Genomic DNA, 22,529 nt, shown 5'->3' with positions numbered 1-22,529 from the left:
CCTAAAAAATTGCCGAGGCCAATGGCTCGGAATGGTAATCGAAAGCAACCAATCTTTAAATCTTGGCGTGAGCAATAGCTTCGGCAACAATGGGTTGAGCTTGTTCAGTCAATTCTGTTAAAGGTAGACGAAGATCACCATTTTCAATCAAACCAAGCTGCTGTGCTGCCCACTTCACGGGGATTGGACTGGATTCGATGAATAAATGCTTATGCAATGGCATTAATCTTTCATTAATCGCATACGCTTCATCAAACTGATTATTGAGCGCTAAACGCATCATATCTGCCATATCTTTGGCGGCGATATTGTTGGTAACCGAAATCACCCCCTGACCACCCGCTTTAATAAAATCTAAGCCGGTTGCATCATCACCACTGAGTAAGACGAAATCATCGCTGCATAACGCACGATGCTGCGCAACGCGTTCAATATCGCCCGTGGCATCTTTCAAAGCCACGATATTTTTAAGCTTCGACAAGCGAGCCACCGTTTCAGGCTTCATATCCACCCCAGTACGACCCGGCACGTTGTATAAAATCACCGGAACATCCGTCGCTTCAGCAATCGCTTTAAAGTGTAAGTACATCCCTTCTTGGGTGGGCTTATTGTAATACGGTGTCACACTTAAGTAACCGGCAAGGCCTTTGTGGTTAAGCGCACGTGAAAACTCAATCGCTTCGTGTGTCGCATTCGCCCCCGTACCGGCAATCACAGGGATGCGTCCGGCAGCAAACTCGACTGTCTTTTCGACAACTTTGATGTGTTCCTGCACAGTTAACGTGGCTGACTCGCCCGTTGTGCCCACAGACACAATCGCGTCAGTACCGGCTTCAACGTGAAAATCCACCAATTTTTTAAGCCCGGCATAATCCACTTCACCATTGGTCTCAAAAGGTGTAATTAACGCCACGATACTTCCTGAAAACATGTCTATCTCCCTAGATGAATACTTATTGCATGGTACTGCAACGTTGTTGTGCAACACAAGGGATTAAACACGCATAAATCGTCGATATCGTGAATATTCATCGATAACATCGACGACGGTTAACCCTCGTGTTGGAAGAGTATGTCAGAATCCGCGGAGGAATGGCGTTAGCCTTTTGCTATTTCTCGGTTAATCTATTCGCTAAACTCGACAAATGCCCTGATGAGCCCTCTTTTCATCCCCAAGTTATGTGATACCATTTAATAAAATCGACCATGCGAAAACAGAATGATGAAACAACATCTTGTGATTACCGCCATTGGCACAGACCGCCCAGGTATATGCAATCAAATTGTAAAACTGGTCACCCAGTCTGAACTCAACATTGTCGACAGCCGCATCGCTCTATTAGGGGAAGAGTTCTCTCTATTGATGATGGTGTCTGGTTCACCAAGCGCCCTCTCCCGCCTTGAAACATTGTTACCTGCCTTTGGTATGCAACACGATTTAATCACCATGGTGAAACGGACCACACTCAAGGTAACGCCCAGCCATACCTATGTGGTTGAAGTCTTTGTCGAGTCTGATGATCGCCCTGGTATTGCAGAAAAAATCACCACGTTTTTTGCACAGCGTCAGATTGGTATCGAGTCTTTGAGCGCGCAAACGGCTCCCCCTCTCACTTCGCATGCTAGTAGCCGTGAGCGTTTTCTTATGACGCTCAGTGCGAAGGTCAATGTCGATTACAACTTAATGCAGCTACAAGAAGAATTCGAACAACTCTGCGCAGCGTTGCAAGTCTCTGGTACACTCAATTTTATTAAAAGTAGCGCTTAAAAAAGGATCAATGATGACAACATTACAAGCTGGCGTAAAAGCCCCTGACTTTACCTTGCTCAACCAAGATGGAGAACCCGTTTCGCTTAGCGATTTCACTGGTAAAAAAGTGTTAGTTTATTTTTACCCAAAAGCAATGACACCAGGTTGCACGGTACAAGCGCAAGGCTTACGAGATATCAAAAGTGAACTCGACAGTCACAATGTGGTGGTACTCGGAATCAGTATTGATGCCGTAAAACGTCTGCCTAAGTTCATTGAACGTGATAACTTAAACTTCACTCTGCTGTCTGACGAAGATCATGCAGTCTGTGAAAAATACGGCGTGTGGCAACTCAAAAAATTTACCCTTAGTTAATTTTTATGACAAATAACCTTGATTGGTTTTTATGACAAAACTATCTTTAATATGTGAGTAAACATATTGAGGGTTGTTTTTTGATAGAAACTAATAATACATACTTAGACATTTATGATGACTGTTGGTTATTACCAATAAAGGTTGATACGTTAGCCAAGCTCAAAATAAGAAGCAGCACTGATACTGAATCAGGAGAAGTTGCTTTTTCAGCCTTATTAGAACCATCCTCATTAGATCCATCCACCTTAAAGCAGTTCATCAAAGAAACCAATATCATCATTGGTCGTAATGGGTTGGTTGTCTATCCTCAATCCCTATACCTAGTGTCTAAGTTACGTGGTGAAGCAAAAGTAAAAGACACTAGTTCAATTGCAAAGGGTCTACTCGCCTTTACTCGATTCTTAGATTCAACCTGCCTAGAGCAAGAAGACGAAGATGGGAATATCATTCCTCCTGAATATTTGAGCTATAAATCTTTAACCAAATATGAGGAAGAAGGAGCACCTTGGCGATTTGCTGAGTTTCTGCTTGCGAACTGCAATAATATTGAAGGTGCTAATGGCGATGAAGCTTTTAGTTTATCTACCGCTAGAAGTTACATGAGTGCCGTGATTGGATTCTATAAATGGATGCAAAAATACGGCTACATCAAAAATAACGATCGGAATGTTGTTACCCACTACACAACTGGAACTGTGCATCAAGAGTTAAACCAACACGATATGTTGGCTCACACAAAATCAGGCTCTGAACGTACTTATGAAACCTCCAATATCATGAGAATGTTTCCTAAAAAAGAGAACACACCCGCCCATAAAAAGCTCAAGCCCATGCACCCTGAGCACAAGGCTTTATTTAATGAACATGTAACGTCACTCCCAAAGTCGACAGAATTAATTTATCGGCTATGCGCCGACGCGGGGCTTAGAATTGACGAAGCCATTCACTTCCCCGCTTACGACATAGGAAAGGCTGACTACAGTGATTTGGACTCAGTACCAATCAAAATTACTCGCACAAAAGGCAGTAAGCCTCGTACCGTAGAAATTCCCATTGAGCTATACGAAGAGCTAGAGATATATAAAGAAAGTCATGCACGACTAAAAAACCTAAACAGACGCAATGAGCTTGTTCAGTCAGGTGTGATTTTAGATGCCATAGATTACCTGTTTACTTCAAATAAAGGGACGCCTTACTCGGTCAATACGTTAGAAACGCACTTTTCAAACCTTCGAAAACAGATACGCGAAGTGGATTCTTCTTGGTATTACCGTATTCATGATTTACGTTCTACCTTTGCCACTCATTGGCTTTGGAAGGAGTCAAAAGAGCGTGATGTTGGCTATGACTATCTTATGGATGAATTGGCTCTATTAATGGGGCATGAAAACACGTCAACCACTGAGAAATACATTAAGTTCATGAATAAACTGGACGACCAAATCAACATGGCTAAAGCGAAAAACCGCAAAATAAACGGAGGCTGGGCGTAATGGCGAAAAGTAAAATTACCAGACAAACCAATTCCGTTAAGCATGTACGCAATAGCCAAAATGTCGTGCCTTTGAATCTGACAATTCCTTATAAATATACGATATCAAATAAACCAAAGCATTTCGATGTTTCTCACTTATTGCACTTAGGGTGTAACAAAGAAAATGAGAAAATAGACAGCCGAGCAATATTTATTAGGCGGTTTTGCGAGAAAGCCAACCAATACGTCAGTAATGGTAACTCAGCGACCACCACCACAGGACACTACGAATATTTACGCGCCTATCTTGCTTTTTGTGATGCGGTAAATGTTGACCCATTTACGGAAAATGGGTACTTAAAGTTTGCTGGCAACGATGGCGAATTAAGACACCGTATCAAGGTGTATAGCCCTTCCAAACGCCTATGGGAATACAATCATGGTGATGAGTTAGGCATTAAAGAATCGTCGGCTCCACAAAAGCTGACATCTCTTCGTACTACGCTCGATTGGTGTGGCTTGCCTGTTTCCGGTTGGGCATTGCTTCACCGAGGGTTTACAGGAGAAAATACGCCATATAAGGGGTACTCAGATGAGGAAGAAGAGCTTCTTGTGACACGGTTAGAGGCGTTATTCTTCACTCTTGCGCCACAGCTTATTGCTGCCAAAGAAAACAGCATACCCTTACCAGAAACGCTTCCTCTTATAATTACCCTTGATTCACATGAGGAAGTGATTCAAATTCCGACATCATTGGAAGCGCGAAATACACATGTAAGTAAAAGTGGCACCGCTGTTAATAGTGGCGCAGCCTTTAACCTCACAATGGGTGCTGCCTATCATCTGTTGTGCTTTTTCACTTCACTCAATGACAGCAACATTCGAGATATTGCCCACCCAATTGAGGTTCATACAGAAGAGCGAGATAAGAGCCTACAAGTGGTAAAGGTCTCAAGCCATAAGCCTAGAGCGAACAAAGCAGTCGATGCCCTATTGGTGGGTGAGCAGTTTGACGTGGATAAGCGTGACGGGGTGAAGTTTATACAGTTACTAGAGCGACTATCCAAGCTGTACGGCAACAGTGAAGATGACTCTGTATTAATTTTTACCCTCAATAATCACGCTGAGGTGAGTGATACCTTTAATTTGGGTGATCTAAATAAAAAGCTAGTTAACCAACTACACCTGTTATCTCCGTATCGTGCTGGCAACCTACCTTGGTTTAAAGAGCTGTTTTATGCCTATCGAAACCAACAAACCATCACGTTAAAGAAAGTCGTTAATCACTTGGGTCGCACTGTTGTTCATAAAGAACTAAAGCCAATAAGCAAAACCAAAGCAGGGCAAGGGGCGACCAATAGCGCCTATTGTATTTTATCTTGCTACACCGACTTACCGCTTAAAGGGATTTTACTTCCGCTCACATACTCCGAAAAAGACAGCAATGGCAATGTTACCGTTTCTTTTAACTATAGAAATGGCATCGGTAGCTTCTTTAAAGTCCCCGCTTCTGATTTAGCTTTAATCAAAGATATTGAGCAATACGCGAATGAAAAAGCAGACAAGCAGCCCAAGAAATATGAGCGACTGCTTTTAGCAAAAAATAGAAATGACACCCCTAAAGATTGGGAGGGCATCAGCCCCATTTCAGCACAGCTAATGCGGACTTGGTCTGTTGAACCAAACCATTACTACCTCTCTCTTCAATCGAGTCGCTGGCGAGAAATGACCAGTAACCAAGCCTATGCTGAGGGTGGGATTCAAGCGGCTCAAAGCTTACTCCAAAACGCGAAGGAAACGTTAGACAGAAGTTATCTGAACGGGCTTTCATCACTGAATAAGGTCATCATCTCTCAGGGTGTGGAGGTTATAGAAAACCTCGATGATGATACGAGCTTAGAGCAAGCAAAAGACATAGTAGCGAAAAGGCGTGGTATTCCGATGTTGTCACACGATGAGGCGAAGAAAAAGCGCGAAGAAGGCAATATTAAAACTAACCCCAACGGGCTAACTTGTAATGGGCAGCAAGTCATTAGTGATGGTAAAAACACACAACGTGAAACGAACTATGCGCTAGGCATCAACTTACCTTGTGCCGAATTTGATATGTGTCACAAGTGCCAATCGGCCAAAGCGGTAGATGACGTTGAGGCTATTTATAAGCTCATTTCATACATCGATGTTCTTAAGGAAATCCTTGATATGTACCCTGATTCGAAAGGGGATATTCATGAAAAAATTGAACAGTATGAGTATACGCTAGATGGGGCGAGTTATGATGTATTCGATGAGGCTATGAAGCGATTTAATACCCAAAGTCGTCACCCAAGAGTTTCCATCGACCACGCGCTTTTATCCCTATAGTTACGGAGGCTCACATGATAAAACTCTCTGACCTAGAACATCAAAACAAGCTTCTTAAAGCACAAGAACATGTTGGCGCCCATGCAAATTACCTAATGGATGTATTAAAGCCAGCTATTGAGCGTGGCGATTGGGATGAACTCGAAAACCTTGATATAGGCTTTACTGTTACGGGAGAATCATTAGGCAAAATTGGCGATGATGACGCTTGGAGGAAGCTACAGCCTTATTTTGAGCCAAAAACAAAGAGATCTTTTACCATTGATTTTACAGTCGATGGTAAAGTCATTGAGCGCAACCTAAAAAATCAGCTTAAAACCCTCTTGCTTAAAATGATGTGGCTATCGCCTCAAAGCCACTCGTTTGGCACTCTTTGGGATGCATTAAATGTAACCGTTCACCAGCCCCCCATTGACATATCAAATGTGATCAACAGCACTGGATCCACATTTTACTGTTGAGTGATCATTTCTAAGCGTCATCCTGTTTGCATGAAAATGAAAAAATCCAAATTCACAGAAGCGCCACCTGTGGCTTCTGATATCAAAGAAGCTAACGCACTCATTCAAGAGCTGTGGGAACAACTGCGTTTTTATGAAGATAAACTCAAGACCAATTGCTCCAACTCTTCAAAACCTCCTTCAACCGATGGGCCAAAAGAGCGAGCTGAAAGAAAAAAGCTCAAAGCTCTGGTGGTCGCCATTCGCGCGGAGCTAAACCGGGTCACTCAGGGCATCAACGACAACTCTCAGAACTAAAAGACAGTGATGTCGTGGTTGATTGCTTTCCTGACTCAACTTGTCCATGTTGCGGTAACACTGACGTCACGGTTCATGACACGCCTTTTTATCGTCACCAGGTCCATGAAATTTCTAAACCAACGATAGATATTACTGAGTACCGACTGTATTCAGGACAATGCCAGCACTGCAATGAACTGCTCAGAGCAAAGAAACCTGACCATGTTTCTCAAGGGATCATGGGGCCGAATCTTCTCAGCTATATTGCGGTATTAGCCGGTCAGTACCATTTAAGTATCCGTAAAACCCGCTCACTTCTGAAAGAGCAATTTGGAACCACATTCTCTATTGGAGCCATTAGCGAAGCGCAAACGAAAGTCGCTTCGATGTTAACGCCACTCCACCAAGCCATTCGAGATAGTATCCAAACCGCACCACTGGTACATGTTGATGAAACCTCTCATCCTCGTAATGACGAAGAAGGGCTTCGATGGTGCTGGCTTGTGGCCAGTGAAAACCTTGTTTATGAGAAAATCTTATTCTCTCGTTCCATGCATTCTGCGAAAACGGTGCTTGGTGAACATTACTCAGGCTTCGTTGTGAGTGACCAATGCCCAAGCTACAACTGGATAAACCCAGAAAAACATCAACTCTGCTGGTCGCATGTCACACGTAACCTTCAACAAATAGCGGACTATAGTGGCGGAGGATATACCGCTTACGTCGGCCGTCGTTTAACTCTGATTGCCAATATGATTTTCCGTATTCGTCATCGTCTTGAAAGAAAGGAAATCACGCACGGTCAATATCTTCGGCGAATGCAACGACTGCAAAAATCCCTCGATGACTGGCTTGAAAAAGGCAGTACACTGATAGTCCAAAGATATAAAGGACGATGCGAAAAATTGCAGCAGCATAGGCAAAGCTTATGGTTGTTCCTGAACGATACCTCAATACCGCTGACAAATAATGAAGCGGAGAGGCGCATACGTGGTTGCGTCATTCAGAGAAAAATCAGCTATGGAACGACATCCGATGCGGGTGATAAATTTAGAGGTCGCATCCACTCGCTTGTTGAGACGTGTAAAAAACGCGGACTATCAACGTATGCAGTACTCTCTGAGATAGTACAAGCGGTCACCGCACGCCAACCCTATCCCAACGTGTTCAACCTATAGCGAGCAAATCAAGTACCTACTGGTGAACGGTTACCATTAAATGACCTGAAAAAAATCATCGTTCCACTCTTAAATGAAGGGTTTAATATGCTGTCTGCTTTGGACTTTGACCGACTCGAAACGTGGGCATTAACAGGCTTTACTGACATAGACTTTGAAAGGATGGCAATTTACAACGGGTTAAATCGACTTTACAAAGAAGCGAGCAGTTTACCATTTGAAGTTAACTTAACCAAAAAGCTTAACGCTTCTGATTTTGGTATAACAATCAAAGAAGCTAAGCAGTATACCGTCATCCCTCAAAGGCTCTACTATCTGGGTCTTCAAAAGTCGGAAGCACTGATTGGTGAAGCTTATGCTATTCGTGATGAACTAGAGCAACTGGCAGAATACATCGCCACCTACTTTGATAAGGCGTATGAAGGATATGCGAAGTATCTGGTCAGTAATGAAGCCCAATCTAAAAGCGGTAACATTCAATGGTATTTAGCCCAACAGAAATCAAGTAAAAAGCGCACCCTTGCTTTTCAAGACGCCTTTACAGCCCTTCATTCTCAAAATGAAAAAGAGGCACTGGCTCTCATACGCCTTCATAAACCAGAAATAAGGAGCGACTACATTGATAAGTTCCACACCGAGCGTAACCTAACGATTGGCCAATGGACAATCACCAATCTAATAGAGGCTCAATCGCTTTTTAAAACGCTTAATGGTGGTTGCCTATGGGGGTTAATGGCTCGAACAGGAATGAGAGCCGATGAGATGTATGCCCTAAACACCACTCAGGGCTGCACAACTGAAACAATAGACCGCCAGAAGATACACGTTATCCACGCCAACCTATCCAAGACAGCCAAAGGCTCTCAATCGAAACAAGATGAGTTTGTCACAACCGAAATCGGCATGAAAGCGTACGAGGTGCTTCAAGCACTGCACACGCCACTCAGAAAGCGACACCCTAGCTCACAATCGTTTTTTCATAAAATAAAAGAGGATTTTAGTGAAATAACCAAAAATCAAATAGGGAAACATTCTCAAGCTTGGTTTGAACATGCAATGGGCGAAGAGCTTGCGCTTACCAATGAAGACATTATTGACCTAAAAACATCGGATCCCAACTTATCGTTTGAAGTGGATGACGATTATGCATTTACAGGCCATCAACTTCGCCGCTCATTTGCTTACTACTTGATTGGGTATGAGCTTTGCAGTTTTCCGCAACTCAAACAGCAGTTTAGTCATGTCTCTATGGCAATGACTAGGCACTATGCAAAAAATGCCAGCAAGTTTCAAAAGCTCAGGAAAAAGAAACAAAACCTTGCCAATGCCATTGATGAAGAAAGAATCGACCAGAAAGCCCACATCTACTTGAATATCTATCAGAAACTGGCAAACAAGGAGCGAGTTGCCGGAGGAAAAGGCAAAGAGTTTGCTAAGAACATGATGAAAACAGACCGAAATTTATTCAAGGATAAAGTAGATAATGAGATGTTATCTCTAAACTATTGGAAAAAGCAAATTCGAACTCAAAACCGACACATTCATGCTGTTGCGCCAGGGATATACTGTACTTCGACCACCTGTGGTTTAAGAACGCTCGTTAACCTAATGGAATGTGTAGACTGCAAGAATGATTACATCGTTGATGCCGTATTTGCTGAAGCAAAGCGTAAAGAAGCCGAAATTCACATGCTTTATGATATTGAAAACAACGAACTCACTCCTCAAACCGCCTCTGAATCTTACATAAAAGTTCAAGCTGCTGAACGCATTATGGATGATTTAGGTATCGACTTTGAGCCTGTCATTTTCCCTAATGAAGTTAAGAACTTACTCATCCCATACGGAGTGATTTCATAATGTCACAGATAACCAAAAATAAGCTAATCAAAGCATTGGAAAGACTGTTGGATGGTGATGTAGCGAAGTTGACATCGAAAGAGCTGCGTAATAAAGCACGAAAGGGCAAGCTCAAAATCAACAATAGCAATGTTGAAAAAGAAGCGGGCCTTTCCGCTGGCGCACTCAGAAGGCATAACGACGTCGTTTTAATGATAAAAAATAAATCATTAGAAGTACAAGTTGCTCAGGATGAAACCTCTGACTCCCCTATTGAAGTGCTTCAAAAAGAAATAAAGGCACTCAAAGGTGAGCGAGCACAGGCAAATAAGAAGAAAAAAGAATATTACGACGAAGCTCAAAGCCATAAGGAAGCGCTAGCCGCTCAAGCTGCCACTCATATTAAGGTCGTTCAAGAACTAATGGAGATGTTACATGAAAGTCAGCGAGAAAAAGCGATGGATAAAATCGTATCGTCTCGTTCAGACAATGTTATTGCACCCCAATTTAGAAAACCAAAGTAGCGTTTAGCGCTGCAACTAAAAAAACGTCCTGTTTAGTGTAATCACTAGACAGGACACTAAATTAACGATAAAAACGTACACTCTAACGTAATAAAAATGCACTAAAAAGGACGTAGCGAATAACGCTACGCCACATACCATTAATTGAGAAAGTAAGGACAAAACCAATGGCAATCGAAGCTGGACAAATCGCACCAGATTTTACCCTAAATGACCAAGACAATAACCCAGTGACGCTATCTGATTTTCAGGGAAAAAAGGTACTGCTCTATTTCTACCCACGCGCTTCAACACCCGGCTGCACAGTTCAGGCTAAAGGGTTACGAGATACTAAAGCTGAGTTAGATGCCCACAATGTAGTTGTTCTTGGTGTCAGCCCAGACACACCGCAAAAATTAACTAACTTTATCAACAAGCAAGAGCTTAACTTCACTTTGCTAGCCGATGAAGAGCACACTGTTTGTGAAAAGTACAATGTTTGGCAACTCAAGAAATTTATGGGCCGCGAAAATATGGGGGTAGTACGAACAAGCTTCCTGATTGATGAGTCTGGTAACCTTGAGCATGTATTTAACAAGTTCAAGACCAAAGATCACCATGAAGTCGTATTAGACTACCTAAACAGCAAATAAGCTTCCATGAGTAATTAACTCTTAACTTGGGGACAGGCATGATTGGCTACATTCGAGTATCAGATTCACAAAGAGCCGATGGCGAATCACAAAGAGAAGCTATCAAGGCGTACGCTGCTAAACGTGGCATACAAATAACGGATTGGATAGAAGAGCACGTGTCTGCCACCAAGATAGAGTTGAGTGAGCGGAAGTTATTTTCTCTCATCACCTCTCAACAAAGTATCATTGTATCGGATATCACTCGGTTGGGTCGCCATAAAGTTATGGAGCTAGTAGGTGCCATTGGTCAAATAGCCTCATACGGTGAACTACATTTAGCATACAACGACACTATCATAAGCTCAGAGAACGTTGATAATGCTGAAATCATTTTTACAGTTATTGGGCAGTCTTTTGCCAGCGCTGTAGAAGCCCAGAAGCGCTCTGAGCGAGCTAAAGCTGGTCATGCTAAACGTAAGGCCAAAGGTCTATCATCTGGCCGTCAGAGGGGACAGAAGGTGAAATCGAGGCTTGATGAGCATACAGCGTTTATATTGAACCTTCTCGACACCAAGACCACCAAAGCTGAAATTCTTAAGCAACTAAACGAACGTGGTGTATCGATTTCTAGAAGTAGATTTTACTCTTGGTTGGAAGCTAGGGGGTTGCATAACAAGAAAGCTGAGTTTCAGGTGGACATGTTCTCATAGCAAGCCTAGTTTGTCTGACGTCCCTTAATTTTCACTAAACACGTTTTTGCCCATCTTTGATTCAGGCTGGTTCGGCCCAACCGATGATGGTATATACATAAGCTGCTAGACACCGCATGAATTAACTCGAACCCTAAGATAACGTTATATCCCCACGGCGAACTAGCATGCAAAAACGCGAGTAGTCATGGCTATAAACGAATACCCTATGAGGGACGCTAGATCCGCTCATAAATGAATCGAATGCCGAAAGAGTAGCTTTCGGTAACGATGATGGGTCAACAACTTTCCAGGGAACGTCTGGCAGTTCGAATTCTTCTAATGTCGGCAATAAGTTTAAGTATGGGTCAGTCATGCATTTTATCCCTGCTTATAGTGTAAGATTAATCAGTAGCGCTTAAATTTATTTGGTTTAGGTTCTAGATGATTTCAATTCAATGGATTCTCGCCACTGCCGTGATTCCTTAACACTACGCTCAAGGTGCTCATCACTTTTAAGATGCAAACCGTTTCGTCGGTTACGAGCGGCACGGTACAAGATAGCTCTGCGTTGTTTCTCGGTCATAAAACCTCCCATCCACCAATTTGCCAGTATGATTCTATTTTTGCTATTCCTATGTTTATGAAAGTCAGTTTTGAACTTCCTAACATAACAAAGTTCATAAAGGTAATGTGTTGAATTCTCCGTATTTATCATTGATAAGATAAGCCACTTCTCTATTGCGCGCATCCTTAGATAGTAGCAACTCAGCAATAGTTAGTAATGCCAACGCAGGTTGACCAATTTTTAAAGACTCGCCCCAAAATGGCTTTATTACTTTAAGAGGTGGTAACTCTTTATGTCCGATAGAGTACTTGACCGGTTGATGTCGGCTAAACAATAGTATCTCGTGAGGGTGGTTATATTTTGTAAGCTGAGTCGCGGCCACTTCTCCACCCCAAACATCTCCTGGCTGCAATAAGATATCTTTGTAGTGGCATAGTGAATTTGGTCACTTAGTTAGAGGTGATATCATCACCTCATAAGTTAACAGGTGACACTATGACAAAACGCACAAGACGACTATTTAGCGCAGAATTTAAGTTAGAAGCAGCGCAGTTAGTCCTAGACCAGAACTACTCAGTGACTGAAGCAGCCCAAGCCATGAATGTGGGTAAATCCACGATGGATAAATGGGTTCGCCAACTTAGAGGAGAGCGCCAAGGGAAAACACCGAAAGCTTCTCCTATGACCCCTGAGCAAATAGAAATTCGGGAATTGAAAAAGAAGTTGGCTCGCCTTGAAGAGCATAATGAAATACTAAAAAAAGCCACAGCTCTGTTGATGTCGGACTCACTGAACAATTCTTGATCATCAAGAAACTCAAGCAGAGCTACAGCGTAAAAACATTATGCGAAGTCTTCAATGTTCATCGAAGCAGTTATAACTATTGGCTTAAACGCCCAACGGTAATTAATGCTGAAATAGTAAAACTTCGCAGCTTGGTTAGTGAGGCACACACTGCAAGCAATGGCTCTGCGGGAGCAAGAACCATTGCAGATATAGTTACAACCCAGGGCGTAAAGCTGAGTCGTTACCGAGCGACAAAACTGATGAGAACTCTTGGTTTAGTGAGTTGCCAAGAGCCAAAGCATCGTTACAGAAAGGCTTCACAAGAGCATATTGAAGTTCCAAATCACTTAGGTCGTCAGTTTGCTGTTACCGCCCCAAATGAAGTCTGGGTTGGCGATGTTACGTATATTTGGACGGGTAATCGGTGGATGTATTTAGCGGTCGTTATCGATCTTTTTGCTCGTAAAGTGATCGGTTGGTCGATGTCTTTATCACCTGATACTCGGTTAACAGGTAAAGCTCTTTCGATGGCTTATGAGTCACGTGGTAAGCCTAAAGGTGTCATGTTCCATAGCGATCAAGGTAGTCACTATACCAGTCGTAAATACCGCCAATTACTGTGGCGTTTTCAAATAAAACAGAGTTTATCTCGCAGAGGAAATTGCTGGGATAATGCGCCAATGGAGCGCTTCTTTAGAAGTCTGAAGACTGAATGGGTGCCAACTGTGGGTTATCGTAGCTTCGCTGAGGCTCAACAAGAGATCATCCGCTATATTATCGGATATTACTGCCAACTCAGGCCGCATCAGTATAACGGTGGCCTAACGCCCAATGAATCAGAACGATTATATTGGGAAAACTCTGAAACCGTGGCCAATTTTAGTTGACCACTACACTTCCCAATTGTCAACAGGAGGATAAGTCGTCACCTTGTAGTGGCATAGTGAATTTGGTCACTTAGTTAGAGGTGATATCATCACCTCATAAGTTAACAGGTGACACTATGACAAAACGCACAAGACGACTATTTAGCGCAGAATTTAAGTTAGAAGCAGCGCAGTTAGTCCTAGACCAGAACTACTCAGTGACTGAAGCAGCCCAAGCCATGAATGTGGGTAAATCCACGATGGATAAATGGGTTCGCCAACTTAGAGGAGAGCGCCAAGGGAAAACACCGAAAGCTTCTCCTATGACCCCTGAGCAAATAGAAATTCGGGAATTGAAAAAGAAGTTGGCTCGCCTTGAAGAGCATAATGAAATACTAAAAAAAGCCACAGCTCTGTTGATGTCGGACTCACTGAACAATTCTTGATCATCAAGAAACTCAAGCAGAGCTACAGCGTAAAAACATTATGCGAAGTCTTCAATGTTCATCGAAGCAGTTATAACTATTGGCTTAAACGCCCAACGGTAATTAATGCTGAAATAGTAAAACTTCGCAGCTTGGTTAGTGAGGCACACACTGCAAGCAATGGCTCTGCGGGAGCAAGAACCATTGCAGATATAGTTACAACCCAGGGCGTAAAGCTGAGTCGTTACCGAGCGACAAAACTGATGAGAACTCTTGGTTTAGTGAGTTGCCAAGAGCCAAAGCATCGTTACAGAAAGGCTTCACAAGAGCATATTGAAGTTCCAAATCACTTAGGTCGTCAGTTTGCTGTTACCGCCCCAAATGAAGTCTGGGTTGGCGATGTTACGTATATTTGGACGGGTAATCGGTGGATGTATTTAGCGGTCGTTATCGATCTTTTTGCTCGTAAAGTGATCGGTTGGTCGATGTCTTTATCACCTGATACTCGGTTAACAGGTAAAGCTCTTTCGATGGCTTATGAGTCACGTGGTAAGCCTAAAGGTGTCATGTTCCATAGCGATCAAGGTAGTCACTATACCAGTCGTAAATACCGCCAATTACTGTGGCGTTTTCAAATAAAACAGAGTTTATCTCGCAAAGGAAATTACTGGGATAATGCGCCAATGGAGCGCTTCTTTAGAAGTCTGAAGACTGAATGGGTGCCAACTGTGGGTTATCGTAGCTTCGCTGAGGCTCAACAAGAGATCATCCGCTATATTATCGGATATTACTGCCAACTCAGGCCGCATCAGTATAACGGTGGCCTAACGCCCAATGAATCAGAACGATTATATTGGGAAAACTCTGAAACCGTGGCCAATTTTAGTTGACCACTACACCTGATGATAGCGAGCTAAAATGTGACCATAATTTTTCAACCATTCATAACGCAACTCAGGCTCATGTAAAAACCTTCTTTGGCGTTTATTCTTTACTATATGGTTGTTTTCAATAAGGTACTTCATTGCCTTTGTAACCATACCAACCGAAATGTCAGCTTTAGATGCAATATTCGCGTAGGTCTCATTGATAAGGTCCTTTTCAGCGAAAAGAGCAAATAAGCACTTCATGATACCGATAGTCATAAACTGGTGAGATTTATTTTGTTTTATCGGAGGTCTATTACCAATGAATATGCATAAGTCACCAGTCATCACTCTGACGTTTCCAGAGTCATCGGCATAGTTGATGTTTGAGTCATGGCATAACTGCCTAAGATAATCGCTGAGGTGATTACAGAAAAGTATGTCGTTTGCTTTTGGTCGTCGTTTCAAATAGCTTTCAATACTTTCTTTACGATGTATATGAGCATGGAAAATATTAAACCTTATCGGCTGACCATTAACTGTCATTTTTAGCTGCGGCCTACCACCCATTTTTCCATCCGTATAGACAGCGTCGAATTCTGACGGTAAGCCAATAAGATTGGGTTCGTTATAGAGTTGTTTCATCGTAAATACACGCCTCACGCATTTTTCATGATTCATGAAAAAAGTTAAACTATAGAGTTTTATAGCTTAAAAACTTAAAACTTTCGAGAAAAATGAAAAAAGCAGTAAGTTTTATTGAGGAAATTTCATTAAAATCAATATGTAGGATTAAAAAAACACATTCACTACGCATTTCTTGAAAGTATGAATACAACAATAGAAGGAATGATATTTTTATTATAATAATCAATACATTGGCTCTATTTTTGGGGTCATTTTTTGTCATACTAAACCCACTTTATTTGAGAACCATCAATGTTTACATTTATTATTTAAAATCAATTATTTATGAAAATCATGAGTACTTGAAAAAAGGGTTAATTCATACTTTCAGTACGTACTTTCAAACTTTCAGTACGCCTATTTTTATGATGTTGAGCAATAAACTACCGCAGAAAAAGAAGGCTAAAATGCTTCATAATCCAAAGAGCTCAGACAGAGACTTTAATGGTTGCCCATGTACTCAATACTATCTATCATTACTCTAGACCAAGCATACGCCCCTTGGTCTTTAAATATGAGGCATACTTTGTATGTGGGTCCGCGCAGCACTTGGTCACAGTCAGTTCGTAGGGAACAAAGGTGACATTGAGATGGCAGCGGCATCTCTAACTTACCATTGAAAACTCTCAATAGAGCTGTTCTGGGCCCCATCTTCTAATTTATCCATTTCTCTGTATCTAAACGACCTTACCGGTTGTTGGTAATCTTTCTAATTCATATCGTCTCCAAAATGTAATGCTCCCTCGCAAACACACTTTCGCCCTATAGCCTAGCATTCATTTGTTCATTTGGGAGTTTACGAACGAGTTGCCTTACAAAACCTCATATATGTAGTCCCCCCTCCCCCCTCTTTTAGTGCTTCGTCTTGTTAGTCCGAATCTGGATAGGTATGCAGTCATATCTTAAAACGCTAGATTTTGATGACGTTGAGAGCAATATCCGTGCGTGATATCCCAATATGCATAGCTTAAAGTCATTTAGAATCAGCAAGGTATATGCCGCAACGATTAGATAATAGGTTTGGAAAATACTCATATGCGTTTTCCTAGATAGTGTATTTGGCAGAATACCGATAAGTTCTTTATATACAGATGGTTAAACGTGCGTTCACTGGTCCAATAAAATGAATGCAAATGCATAAAATGTTCGATGATCGAGATAAAAAAACGTACCTAAAGGAAAGGGCTGTCATATGTCAAAGATAATTGATCAATTGTCAAAATGGTTTTCAGAACGGCCTCAGAGGCTCCAGGTTGCCGCTACTCGGCTACTCCAGCAGTCTGAACTTACCGACAAAGACGTTTCTGAGCTCGTAACCCTATGTCAGCAGGAAGCTGACGGTAAGCTGCCCCAAACGATCTGTTCCTTTCCTGCTACCGCGTTCTCGCAGGGCGTAACAGGCTCTCTGCGTTTATGTTCAATCAGTGAGGTCGAAGGAGTAAACGCCCTTGCTCCGAAAAAGCCACTTGAGTTTGGTAAGGGCAATATCACGGTTGTTTATGGCAACAACGGGTCGGGCAAGTCCGGTTACGTTAGACTTCTCAAACATGTATGCGGAGCCCGCGAGACGGGTATCCTCCACCGTAATGTCTATAAGCCCGGTGCTATCGAACAAAAAGCCTGTATTTCGTTTGAGCAGGATAGCGTACTGAAAACTCATACATGGTCTGGTCAAGGTACCTGCGATGACCTAAATAGCGTTGATATTTTTGATACCTCATTTGGTAAAGTCTTTGTCAGCAGCGAAGATGAGGTAAGCTATGAGCCGCCGGTTCTATCGTTTTTCAGTTCGCTCATCCTCACGTGTGAAAAGGTCGCATCTGTCTTAGACTCCGAGGCCAACAGACACCAGTCCAAAAAGCCGAACATTCCGACTGACAATAAGGTAACCACAGGCGGTATCTGGTACGGTGCCATTAACGCTAAGACCTCCATCCAGGATATCGACAGGCACTGCGTATTTGGCAGCGCCGACGAAACCGAGATGCAAACACTGCAGCAGCGCCTTGCTGAACAGGATCCAGCCGAAAAGGCGAAGCAGTTGCGAAAGCAGAAACAGCATATTGACACTCTGGTCCAGGATGCCCAAAAGTATCTGAAGCAATTATCGGGAGAGAATTGCCAGTTGATCATTGCAGCCAAGAAGAAGTCTATTCTCAAAAAGGCAGCAGCAGATACGGCGGCGGAAAAGGTGTTCTCCGGCAGTGAGCTGGAAGGTATCGGGTCTGATATATGGAAAGAACTTTGGGAAGCTGCCCGGAACTATTCCGTATCGGCTGCCTACAAAGAAGCCGAATATCCGAATATTACTGATGGTTCTCGTTGTGTCCTGTGTCATCAGACCTTGACCCAGGAGGCCAAGGATCGGTTGGTCTCCTTTGAAAATTTCGTGAAGGGCGAAATACAGAAAGCCGCATTCGATGCGGCCAAGGAATACGAGACCGCTAGCCAAACTATCGAAGCGCTACCGACATCGGAAGCGCTGAAAACACGTATCGATGCGGCTGGCATCCCACAAGATGAAGTTGCTATCCAAGTGACGGATTTCTTTGCTCAATTGCAGGCCAGAAAAGACCTGCTCCTTGAGATCGGTACCGAAGAAGCCATTCCCTACCCACTACTCTCACCTAAATGGCTCGAAGAAGCCAACGCCCAGTCGAAAAGCATAGGTGAACTCGCAGCAAAATATGACGAAGATGCGAAAAGCGACAATCGTGAGGATATCAAGAAGAAGCTAAACAACTTACAAGCCAGAAAGTGGTTGTCGGAACACCGCACCGCCATTGATGAAGAAGTCTCTCGATTGAAGCTCCTGAATCAGATTCAGGAGGCCAAGAAGTCAACCAACACCAAAGCCCTATCCCAAAAGAAAGGAGATCTGGCAGAAGCCTTGATCACGGATGCGTTCTTGCAAAGGTTCAATGCGGAGCTCAAGGCCCTAGGAGCATCTCAGGTGAAAGTCGAACTGGTGAAATCAAAAGTTTCCAAAGGCCGCGTCCTTCATAAGCTCCAACTTCGAGGGGCCTCTCAGAATGGGCTCGCCGATGTGCTTAGCGAGGGAGAAAATAGGATCGTTTCGATTGCAGCATTTTTGGCCGACGTAACAAGTAAGAGTAACCAAGCCCCGTTTATCTTCGACGATCCAATATCCTCGCTAGACCAAAGCTATGAAGAGGCTGTGGTTCAAAGATTGATCGAGTTGTCTCAGGACAAGCAGGTCATTGTCTTTACTCACCGTCTGTCCTTGTTGGGAACGGTCCGGCATTTTGCCGAAAAAAAGATCATCAAGTACGATGTGGTGAGTATACGCTCTGCGGACTGGGGAACAGGAGAGCCAGCTCCCATTCCGCTTTCACAGAGCGACATCAAAACCACTCTGAACACACTCATGAATCAACGGTATCAGGATGCAAAGAAGGCAAGCGAAAACGGTGAGTTTGAGTATGCCGAAATCTTGCTGAAATCAATTTGCAGCGACTTCAGGACATTAGTGGAGCGCTCCATTGAAAATGATCTGATGTGCGGAGTCGTTCAAAGATTTCAACGACCGGTCCATACCTTGAAGCTCAAGGAGCTGGCTAAATTGAAGGATGCGGATTGCAATTTCCTTGATTCTCTCATGACTAAATACTCGGGGTTTGAACACTCGCAGCCGACAGAATCACCAGTAGAACTGCCGAAGCCAGACGATCTGTTGGCCGACATGACTTCATTGAAAAACTGGCGTGAGGAATACGTTAAACGCTCCGCATAATATTCAAAACTATCGAATGATCACATCACCAGTGTAACAGAGTAATACAGGTCCATACTGTATTAGAGTTTCATACTAAAATGGCAGTGCTCCGATGGGACACTGCCATTTCTAAATCGAAAATGCCCCATTCCAATTTAGTCTCAATATTAAGACGCCAATTTCTTATAGATATCGACTTACTTTTCCTAATCTAACTGATCTCTCAGAAGCACTGTTTAATTGGAAAATTGACATATATGAAAAACAAGATATATGATATTTCATATGTTTTATAATATTGAATAGTTCCTATGTTTGATCCAATCCTTCTTTACAAAGCACTTTCTGAAGAAACTCGGCTTAAGTCTCTGCTTTTAATGCAGAAACAGGGAGAGTTGTGTGTCTGTGATCTCATGGAAGCTCTGAATCTCAGTCAACCCAAAGTCTCTCGGCATCTTGCCGAACTACGAAAGCACGGGCTTGTTCTGGATGAGCGACGTGGTAAATGGGTTTACTACCGTATCAACCCCGCGCTAGCTCCTTGGGTCAAGCAAGTGCTGGAGATCACCCTTAAGCATAATTTGACATTTATCGAGTCAGAGTTGCAGTTCATCAAAGGAAAATCATGTTCGAATATTGTGAACGAATAATGCTCTATTCCGTTGGTTTATCAATTTTAAATGAAAGAGGTTTGTATGAGTAATGTCTCAAGCTGTGTCGAAACCAGCGCATCTGAAAAAATGAGTTTTCTTGATCGATACTTAACCGTATGGATTTTTCTCGCAATGGCAGTTGGTGTCGGGATTGGCGTGTTATTTCCTCAAGTCGCCCAGTGGAACGAAAGCTTATCTGTTGGTTCAACCAATATTCCACTTGCTATTGGCCTCATCTTAATGATGTACCCGCCATTGGCGAAAGTGAACTATAGCCTTTTAGGCGAGGTAACTCGTGATAAACGCGCGATAACGCTTTCTTTAGTGATGAACTGGCTCGTGGGACCGATTTTGATGTTCATCTTGGCTATCATTTTCTTGCGCGATCAACCTGGCTATATGGTGGGACTCATTCTAATCGGCCTTGCTCGATGCATCGCAATGGTGTTGGTTTGGAATGATATCAGCGGCGGAAACAAAGAGTACGGAGCAACCTTAGTTGCTTTAAATAGTGCGTTTCAAATTGTCACGTACAGTTTTATGGCATGGCTGTTTATTACTGTGTTACCCCCTTACTTTGGTCTTGAAAGTTTCGTTGTTGACATCACTATCTGGGATATTGCACAAAGCGTCTTAATTTACTTAGGTATCCCTTTCTTAGCGGGTTTCCTAAGCCGTAAGCTATTGGTCTCGGCAAAAGGTGAACAGTGGTATAACGAAGTCTTCATCCCTCGTATTTCGCCAATCACCCTGATTGCGCTTTTGGCAACCATCGTTTTGATGTTTAGCCTGAAAGGTGAAATGATCATTGAGTTACCGATGGATGTGCTCCGTATTGCAGTACCACTGATCATCTATTTTATGGTGATGTTTTTTGCGAGCTTCTACATCGGGAAACGTATGGGGATCCCTTACGACCAAAATGCTTCTATCGCCTTTACTTCATCAGGTAACAACTTCGAACTGGCTATCGCCGTATCAATCGCTGTATTTGGATTAAACTCTGACCAAGCGTTTGCTGGTGTGATTGGACCTTTAGTAGAAGTGCCTGTCTTAATAGCTTTGGTTAACGTCGCCTTGAGAATGAAGCGTAAATATTATGCCTAAGAGCCGTATTTCGAAACAAACTTCAGCAGTGCCATGCCTCATTGAGACATGGCATATTTCCGAGTCCGAGCTTTACTACTGGCTGCTTAAGCAAACAGGTGATCCTGAGCTGAGCTTTGATTTACTACAAGATACCTTCTTGAGGGCGTTACAGCAGAAGCAAGCGTTTTGCGATATTCAAAACCAAAGAGCATGGCTATACCGAATCAACTTGAAGATGCAGGCTTGAGAACCTGAAAATTATCATTAATTCGAGATGCCAAAGAGCCTGCGATCTCTGGAAGAGTCACAGTAAAAAATTGGTCTATTGCCGCCTTGAAGTCCCGTTTACTTTTGAAGTAAACGTTGTTCCTCGACTTCTCATTCATTACTTTCCAAAGCCGCTCTATTGGATTGAGGTTTGGGCTGTAAGGTGGAAGATAATGCAGCTCGATATTAAGGACAAATGCCGCATCTCTGACCAAGTCACTACGGTGATATCCCGCACCATCTAAAATGATATGAAGCTTATGAGCTAACGGATAACTCTCTCTTAACTTACAGAAAAAGCGAACTATCGTTTCACTGTTAATGCTCATCAATAACATACCTCTTAAATTTTTTCTCAATATGCTTGACCTATGTCTAACACATAGGTTTTAAGCTACAACTAATACACATTGGTAACGAATTGGAGATAGTTATGAGTTGTTGTAACAAAGCCCCAAACAGTGGGAGCAGTGACCCTAAGTTGTTACTTAAACTGTTTATTGGGTTGTTTGTGATTATATTTTTAGTCGCATTTATTTTTGGCTAGCAACATAAAACGAATAAAGTTTCATGTGCGTTAAACCTTCAGAGGCATGGATTATGTTGACAACTGAAATTGCGAGAGCAGCAGGTGTGACTGCTGAAACAGTCAGGTTTTACACTAGAAAAGGCCTTCTTTATGCAGAGCGAGACCCCAACAATGGCTACAAGATGTACCAGCAAAGTGCGGTTAATCGCCTGAAGTTCATTTCTCATGCGCGATCTATTGGTTTTAGCCTTAGCCAGATTCAAGAAATCATTGATTACTCCGAGCAAGGGCTGACTCCTTGCCCAGCTGTGAGGCAAATGCTGACTGATAAAATCGTAGAAACCAAGCAAAAGATCGAAGAGCAACAACGCCATTTGGCCATGATGGAAGCAACTTACGCAGAGTGGAATGAAAAACCGGATATGGAGCCCAACGGCAACGCATTATGTTGCTTAATCGAGGACTGGTCTGAGAAGCACCATCAAGTATTACCCGAGGAAAACTAA

The 22,529-nt window shown here is 42.8% G+C and carries 20 protein-coding genes and 3 pseudogenes; 18 read left to right on the top strand and 5 right to left on the bottom strand.

Features of this window, described 5'->3' with window-relative positions:
• Positions 1 to 55: 55 nt before the first annotated feature.
• Positions 56 to 931, bottom strand: coding sequence for a 4-hydroxy-tetrahydrodipicolinate synthase (dapA, locus tag EAE30_RS09090; protein ID WP_123015613.1), 876 nt, complete (start codon positions 929 to 931; stop codon positions 56 to 58).
• A 291-nt stretch (positions 932 to 1,222) separates the two neighbouring features.
• Here dapA and EAE30_RS09085 point away from each other — a divergent pair, with 291 nt between their 5' ends.
• The 11 genes and pseudogenes from EAE30_RS09085 to EAE30_RS09040 all read left to right on the top strand — a co-directional run bounded on the left by EAE30_RS09085 (position 1,223) and on the right by EAE30_RS09040 (position 11,572).
• Entirely contained in the window at positions 1,223 to 1,768 is a 546-nt protein-coding gene (locus tag EAE30_RS09085) for a glycine cleavage system transcriptional repressor (protein ID WP_123015612.1), read from the top strand.
• A 13-nt stretch (positions 1,769 to 1,781) separates the two neighbouring features.
• Positions 1,782 to 2,114, top strand: a pseudogene (gene bcp / locus EAE30_RS09080) (thioredoxin-dependent thiol peroxidase); the annotation flags it as partial.
• Between the two features lie 92 nt (positions 2,115 to 2,206).
• Positions 2,207 to 3,622, top strand: coding sequence for a tyrosine-type recombinase/integrase (locus tag EAE30_RS09075; protein WP_123015610.1), 1,416 nt, complete (start codon positions 2,207 to 2,209; stop codon positions 3,620 to 3,622).
• Positions 3,622 to 5,967, top strand: coding sequence for a hypothetical protein (locus tag EAE30_RS09070; protein WP_123015609.1), 2,346 nt, complete (start codon positions 3,622 to 3,624; stop codon positions 5,965 to 5,967). Before EAE30_RS09075 ends, EAE30_RS09070 begins: the two co-directional genes overlap by 1 nt.
• 14 nt (positions 5,968 to 5,981) lie before the next feature.
• A pseudogene (locus EAE30_RS09065) lies at positions 5,982 to 6,356 on the top strand (site-specific integrase); the annotation flags it as partial.
• 108 nt (positions 6,357 to 6,464) lie between these two features.
• Positions 6,465 to 6,725 carry a DUF6444 domain-containing protein gene (locus EAE30_RS19185; RefSeq protein ID WP_315972110.1) on the top strand — a complete coding sequence of 87 codons (261 nt, stop codon included), beginning with the start codon at positions 6,465 to 6,467 and terminating at the stop codon, positions 6,723 to 6,725.
• Positions 6,726 to 6,739: 14 nt separating this feature from the next.
• Positions 6,740 to 7,885, top strand: coding sequence for an IS66 family transposase (tnpC, locus tag EAE30_RS09060; RefSeq protein WP_338419013.1), 1,146 nt, complete (start codon positions 6,740 to 6,742; stop codon positions 7,883 to 7,885).
• Between the two features lie 87 nt (positions 7,886 to 7,972).
• Positions 7,973 to 9,745: a site-specific integrase gene (locus EAE30_RS09055; protein WP_241967750.1), complete on the top strand. Its 1,773-nt coding sequence runs from the start codon at positions 7,973 to 7,975 to the stop codon at positions 9,743 to 9,745.
• Entirely contained in the window at positions 9,745 to 10,248 is a 504-nt protein-coding gene (locus EAE30_RS09050; protein WP_100267551.1) for a bacterioferritin comigratory protein, read from the top strand. The genes EAE30_RS09055 and EAE30_RS09050 overlap by 1 nt, the downstream gene beginning before the upstream one ends.
• A 167-nt stretch (positions 10,249 to 10,415) precedes the next feature.
• A complete protein-coding gene (bcp, locus tag EAE30_RS09045; RefSeq protein WP_047886770.1) occupies positions 10,416 to 10,880 on the top strand; it encodes a thioredoxin-dependent thiol peroxidase in 465 nt (154 codons plus the stop codon).
• A gap of 38 nt (positions 10,881 to 10,918) precedes the next feature.
• Complete coding sequence (locus EAE30_RS09040; protein ID WP_123015607.1) at positions 10,919 to 11,572, top strand: recombinase family protein; 654 nt, start codon at positions 10,919 to 10,921, stop codon at positions 11,570 to 11,572.
• Between the two features lie 133 nt (positions 11,573 to 11,705).
• Here the strand turns inward: EAE30_RS09040 and EAE30_RS19040 are convergent, their stop codons facing one another.
• Both EAE30_RS19040 and EAE30_RS09030 read right to left on the bottom strand, forming a co-directional pair.
• Positions 11,706 to 11,927 (bottom strand): hypothetical protein, encoded by a 222-nt coding sequence (locus EAE30_RS19040; RefSeq protein WP_013868469.1) that lies wholly within the window; start codon positions 11,925 to 11,927, stop codon positions 11,706 to 11,708.
• Between the two features lie 304 nt (positions 11,928 to 12,231).
• On the bottom strand, positions 12,232 to 12,531 hold the full coding sequence (locus tag EAE30_RS09030; RefSeq protein ID WP_241967749.1) for a type IV toxin-antitoxin system AbiEi family antitoxin: 300 nt from the start codon (positions 12,529 to 12,531) through the stop codon (positions 12,232 to 12,234).
• 83 nt (positions 12,532 to 12,614) lie between these two features.
• Between EAE30_RS09030 and EAE30_RS09025 the strand changes: the two genes are divergently transcribed.
• A protein-coding gene (locus EAE30_RS09025; protein ID WP_123015606.1) for an IS3 family transposase occupies positions 12,615 to 13,792 on the top strand; the annotation gives its coding sequence in 2 pieces (ribosomal slippage) (positions 12,615 to 12,873 and positions 12,873 to 13,792; 1,179 coding nt in all).
• A 116-nt stretch (positions 13,793 to 13,908) separates the two neighbouring features.
• A protein-coding gene (locus EAE30_RS09020; protein ID WP_123015605.1) for an IS3 family transposase occupies positions 13,909 to 15,086 on the top strand; the annotation gives its coding sequence in 2 pieces (ribosomal slippage) (positions 13,909 to 14,167 and positions 14,167 to 15,086; 1,179 coding nt in all).
• Between the two features lie 3 nt (positions 15,087 to 15,089).
• Here the strand turns inward: EAE30_RS09020 and EAE30_RS09015 are convergent.
• The gene (locus EAE30_RS09015; RefSeq protein ID WP_241967748.1) at positions 15,090 to 15,707 is read right to left on the bottom strand and encodes a hypothetical protein; all 618 of its coding nucleotides are present in this window, start codon (positions 15,705 to 15,707) and stop codon (positions 15,090 to 15,092) included.
• 1,234 nt (positions 15,708 to 16,941) lie between these two features.
• Here EAE30_RS09015 and EAE30_RS09005 point away from each other — a divergent pair.
• The 4 genes from EAE30_RS09005 to EAE30_RS19250 all read left to right on the top strand — a co-directional run bounded on the left by EAE30_RS09005 (position 16,942) and on the right by EAE30_RS19250 (position 21,474).
• Positions 16,942 to 19,503: an AAA family ATPase gene (locus EAE30_RS09005; protein WP_123015603.1), complete on the top strand. Its 2,562-nt coding sequence runs from the start codon at positions 16,942 to 16,944 to the stop codon at positions 19,501 to 19,503.
• Between the two features lie 293 nt (positions 19,504 to 19,796).
• A complete protein-coding gene (locus tag EAE30_RS09000) occupies positions 19,797 to 20,135 on the top strand; it encodes a metalloregulator ArsR/SmtB family transcription factor (protein WP_123015602.1) in 339 nt (112 codons plus the stop codon).
• Between the two features lie 45 nt (positions 20,136 to 20,180).
• On the top strand, positions 20,181 to 21,245 hold the full coding sequence (gene arsB, locus EAE30_RS08995; protein WP_123015601.1) for an ACR3 family arsenite efflux transporter: 1,065 nt from the start codon (positions 20,181 to 20,183) through the stop codon (positions 21,243 to 21,245).
• Positions 21,238 to 21,474, top strand: coding sequence for an RNA polymerase sigma factor (locus EAE30_RS19250; RefSeq protein WP_123015600.1), 237 nt, complete (start codon positions 21,238 to 21,240; stop codon positions 21,472 to 21,474). Before arsB ends, EAE30_RS19250 begins: the two co-directional genes overlap by 8 nt.
• Here the strand turns inward: EAE30_RS19250 and EAE30_RS08985 are convergent.
• Positions 21,452 to 21,820 (bottom strand): annotated as a pseudogene (locus EAE30_RS08985) (IS630 family transposase); the annotation flags it as partial. The gene EAE30_RS19250 and the pseudogene EAE30_RS08985 overlap by 23 nt on opposite strands.
• Before the next feature lie 274 nt (positions 21,821 to 22,094).
• On the opposite strand from EAE30_RS08985, the gene EAE30_RS08980 reads away from it, so the two are divergent.
• On the top strand, positions 22,095 to 22,529 hold the full coding sequence (locus tag EAE30_RS08980) for a MerR family transcriptional regulator (protein WP_074373100.1): 435 nt from the start codon (positions 22,095 to 22,097) through the stop codon (positions 22,527 to 22,529).

This window comes from Vibrio zhugei (genome assembly GCF_003716875.1).
In the GTDB taxonomy this organism is placed as follows: domain Bacteria; phylum Pseudomonadota; class Gammaproteobacteria; order Enterobacterales; family Vibrionaceae; genus Vibrio; species Vibrio zhugei.
This window is presented reverse-complemented; position numbering and strand designations above follow the sequence as displayed.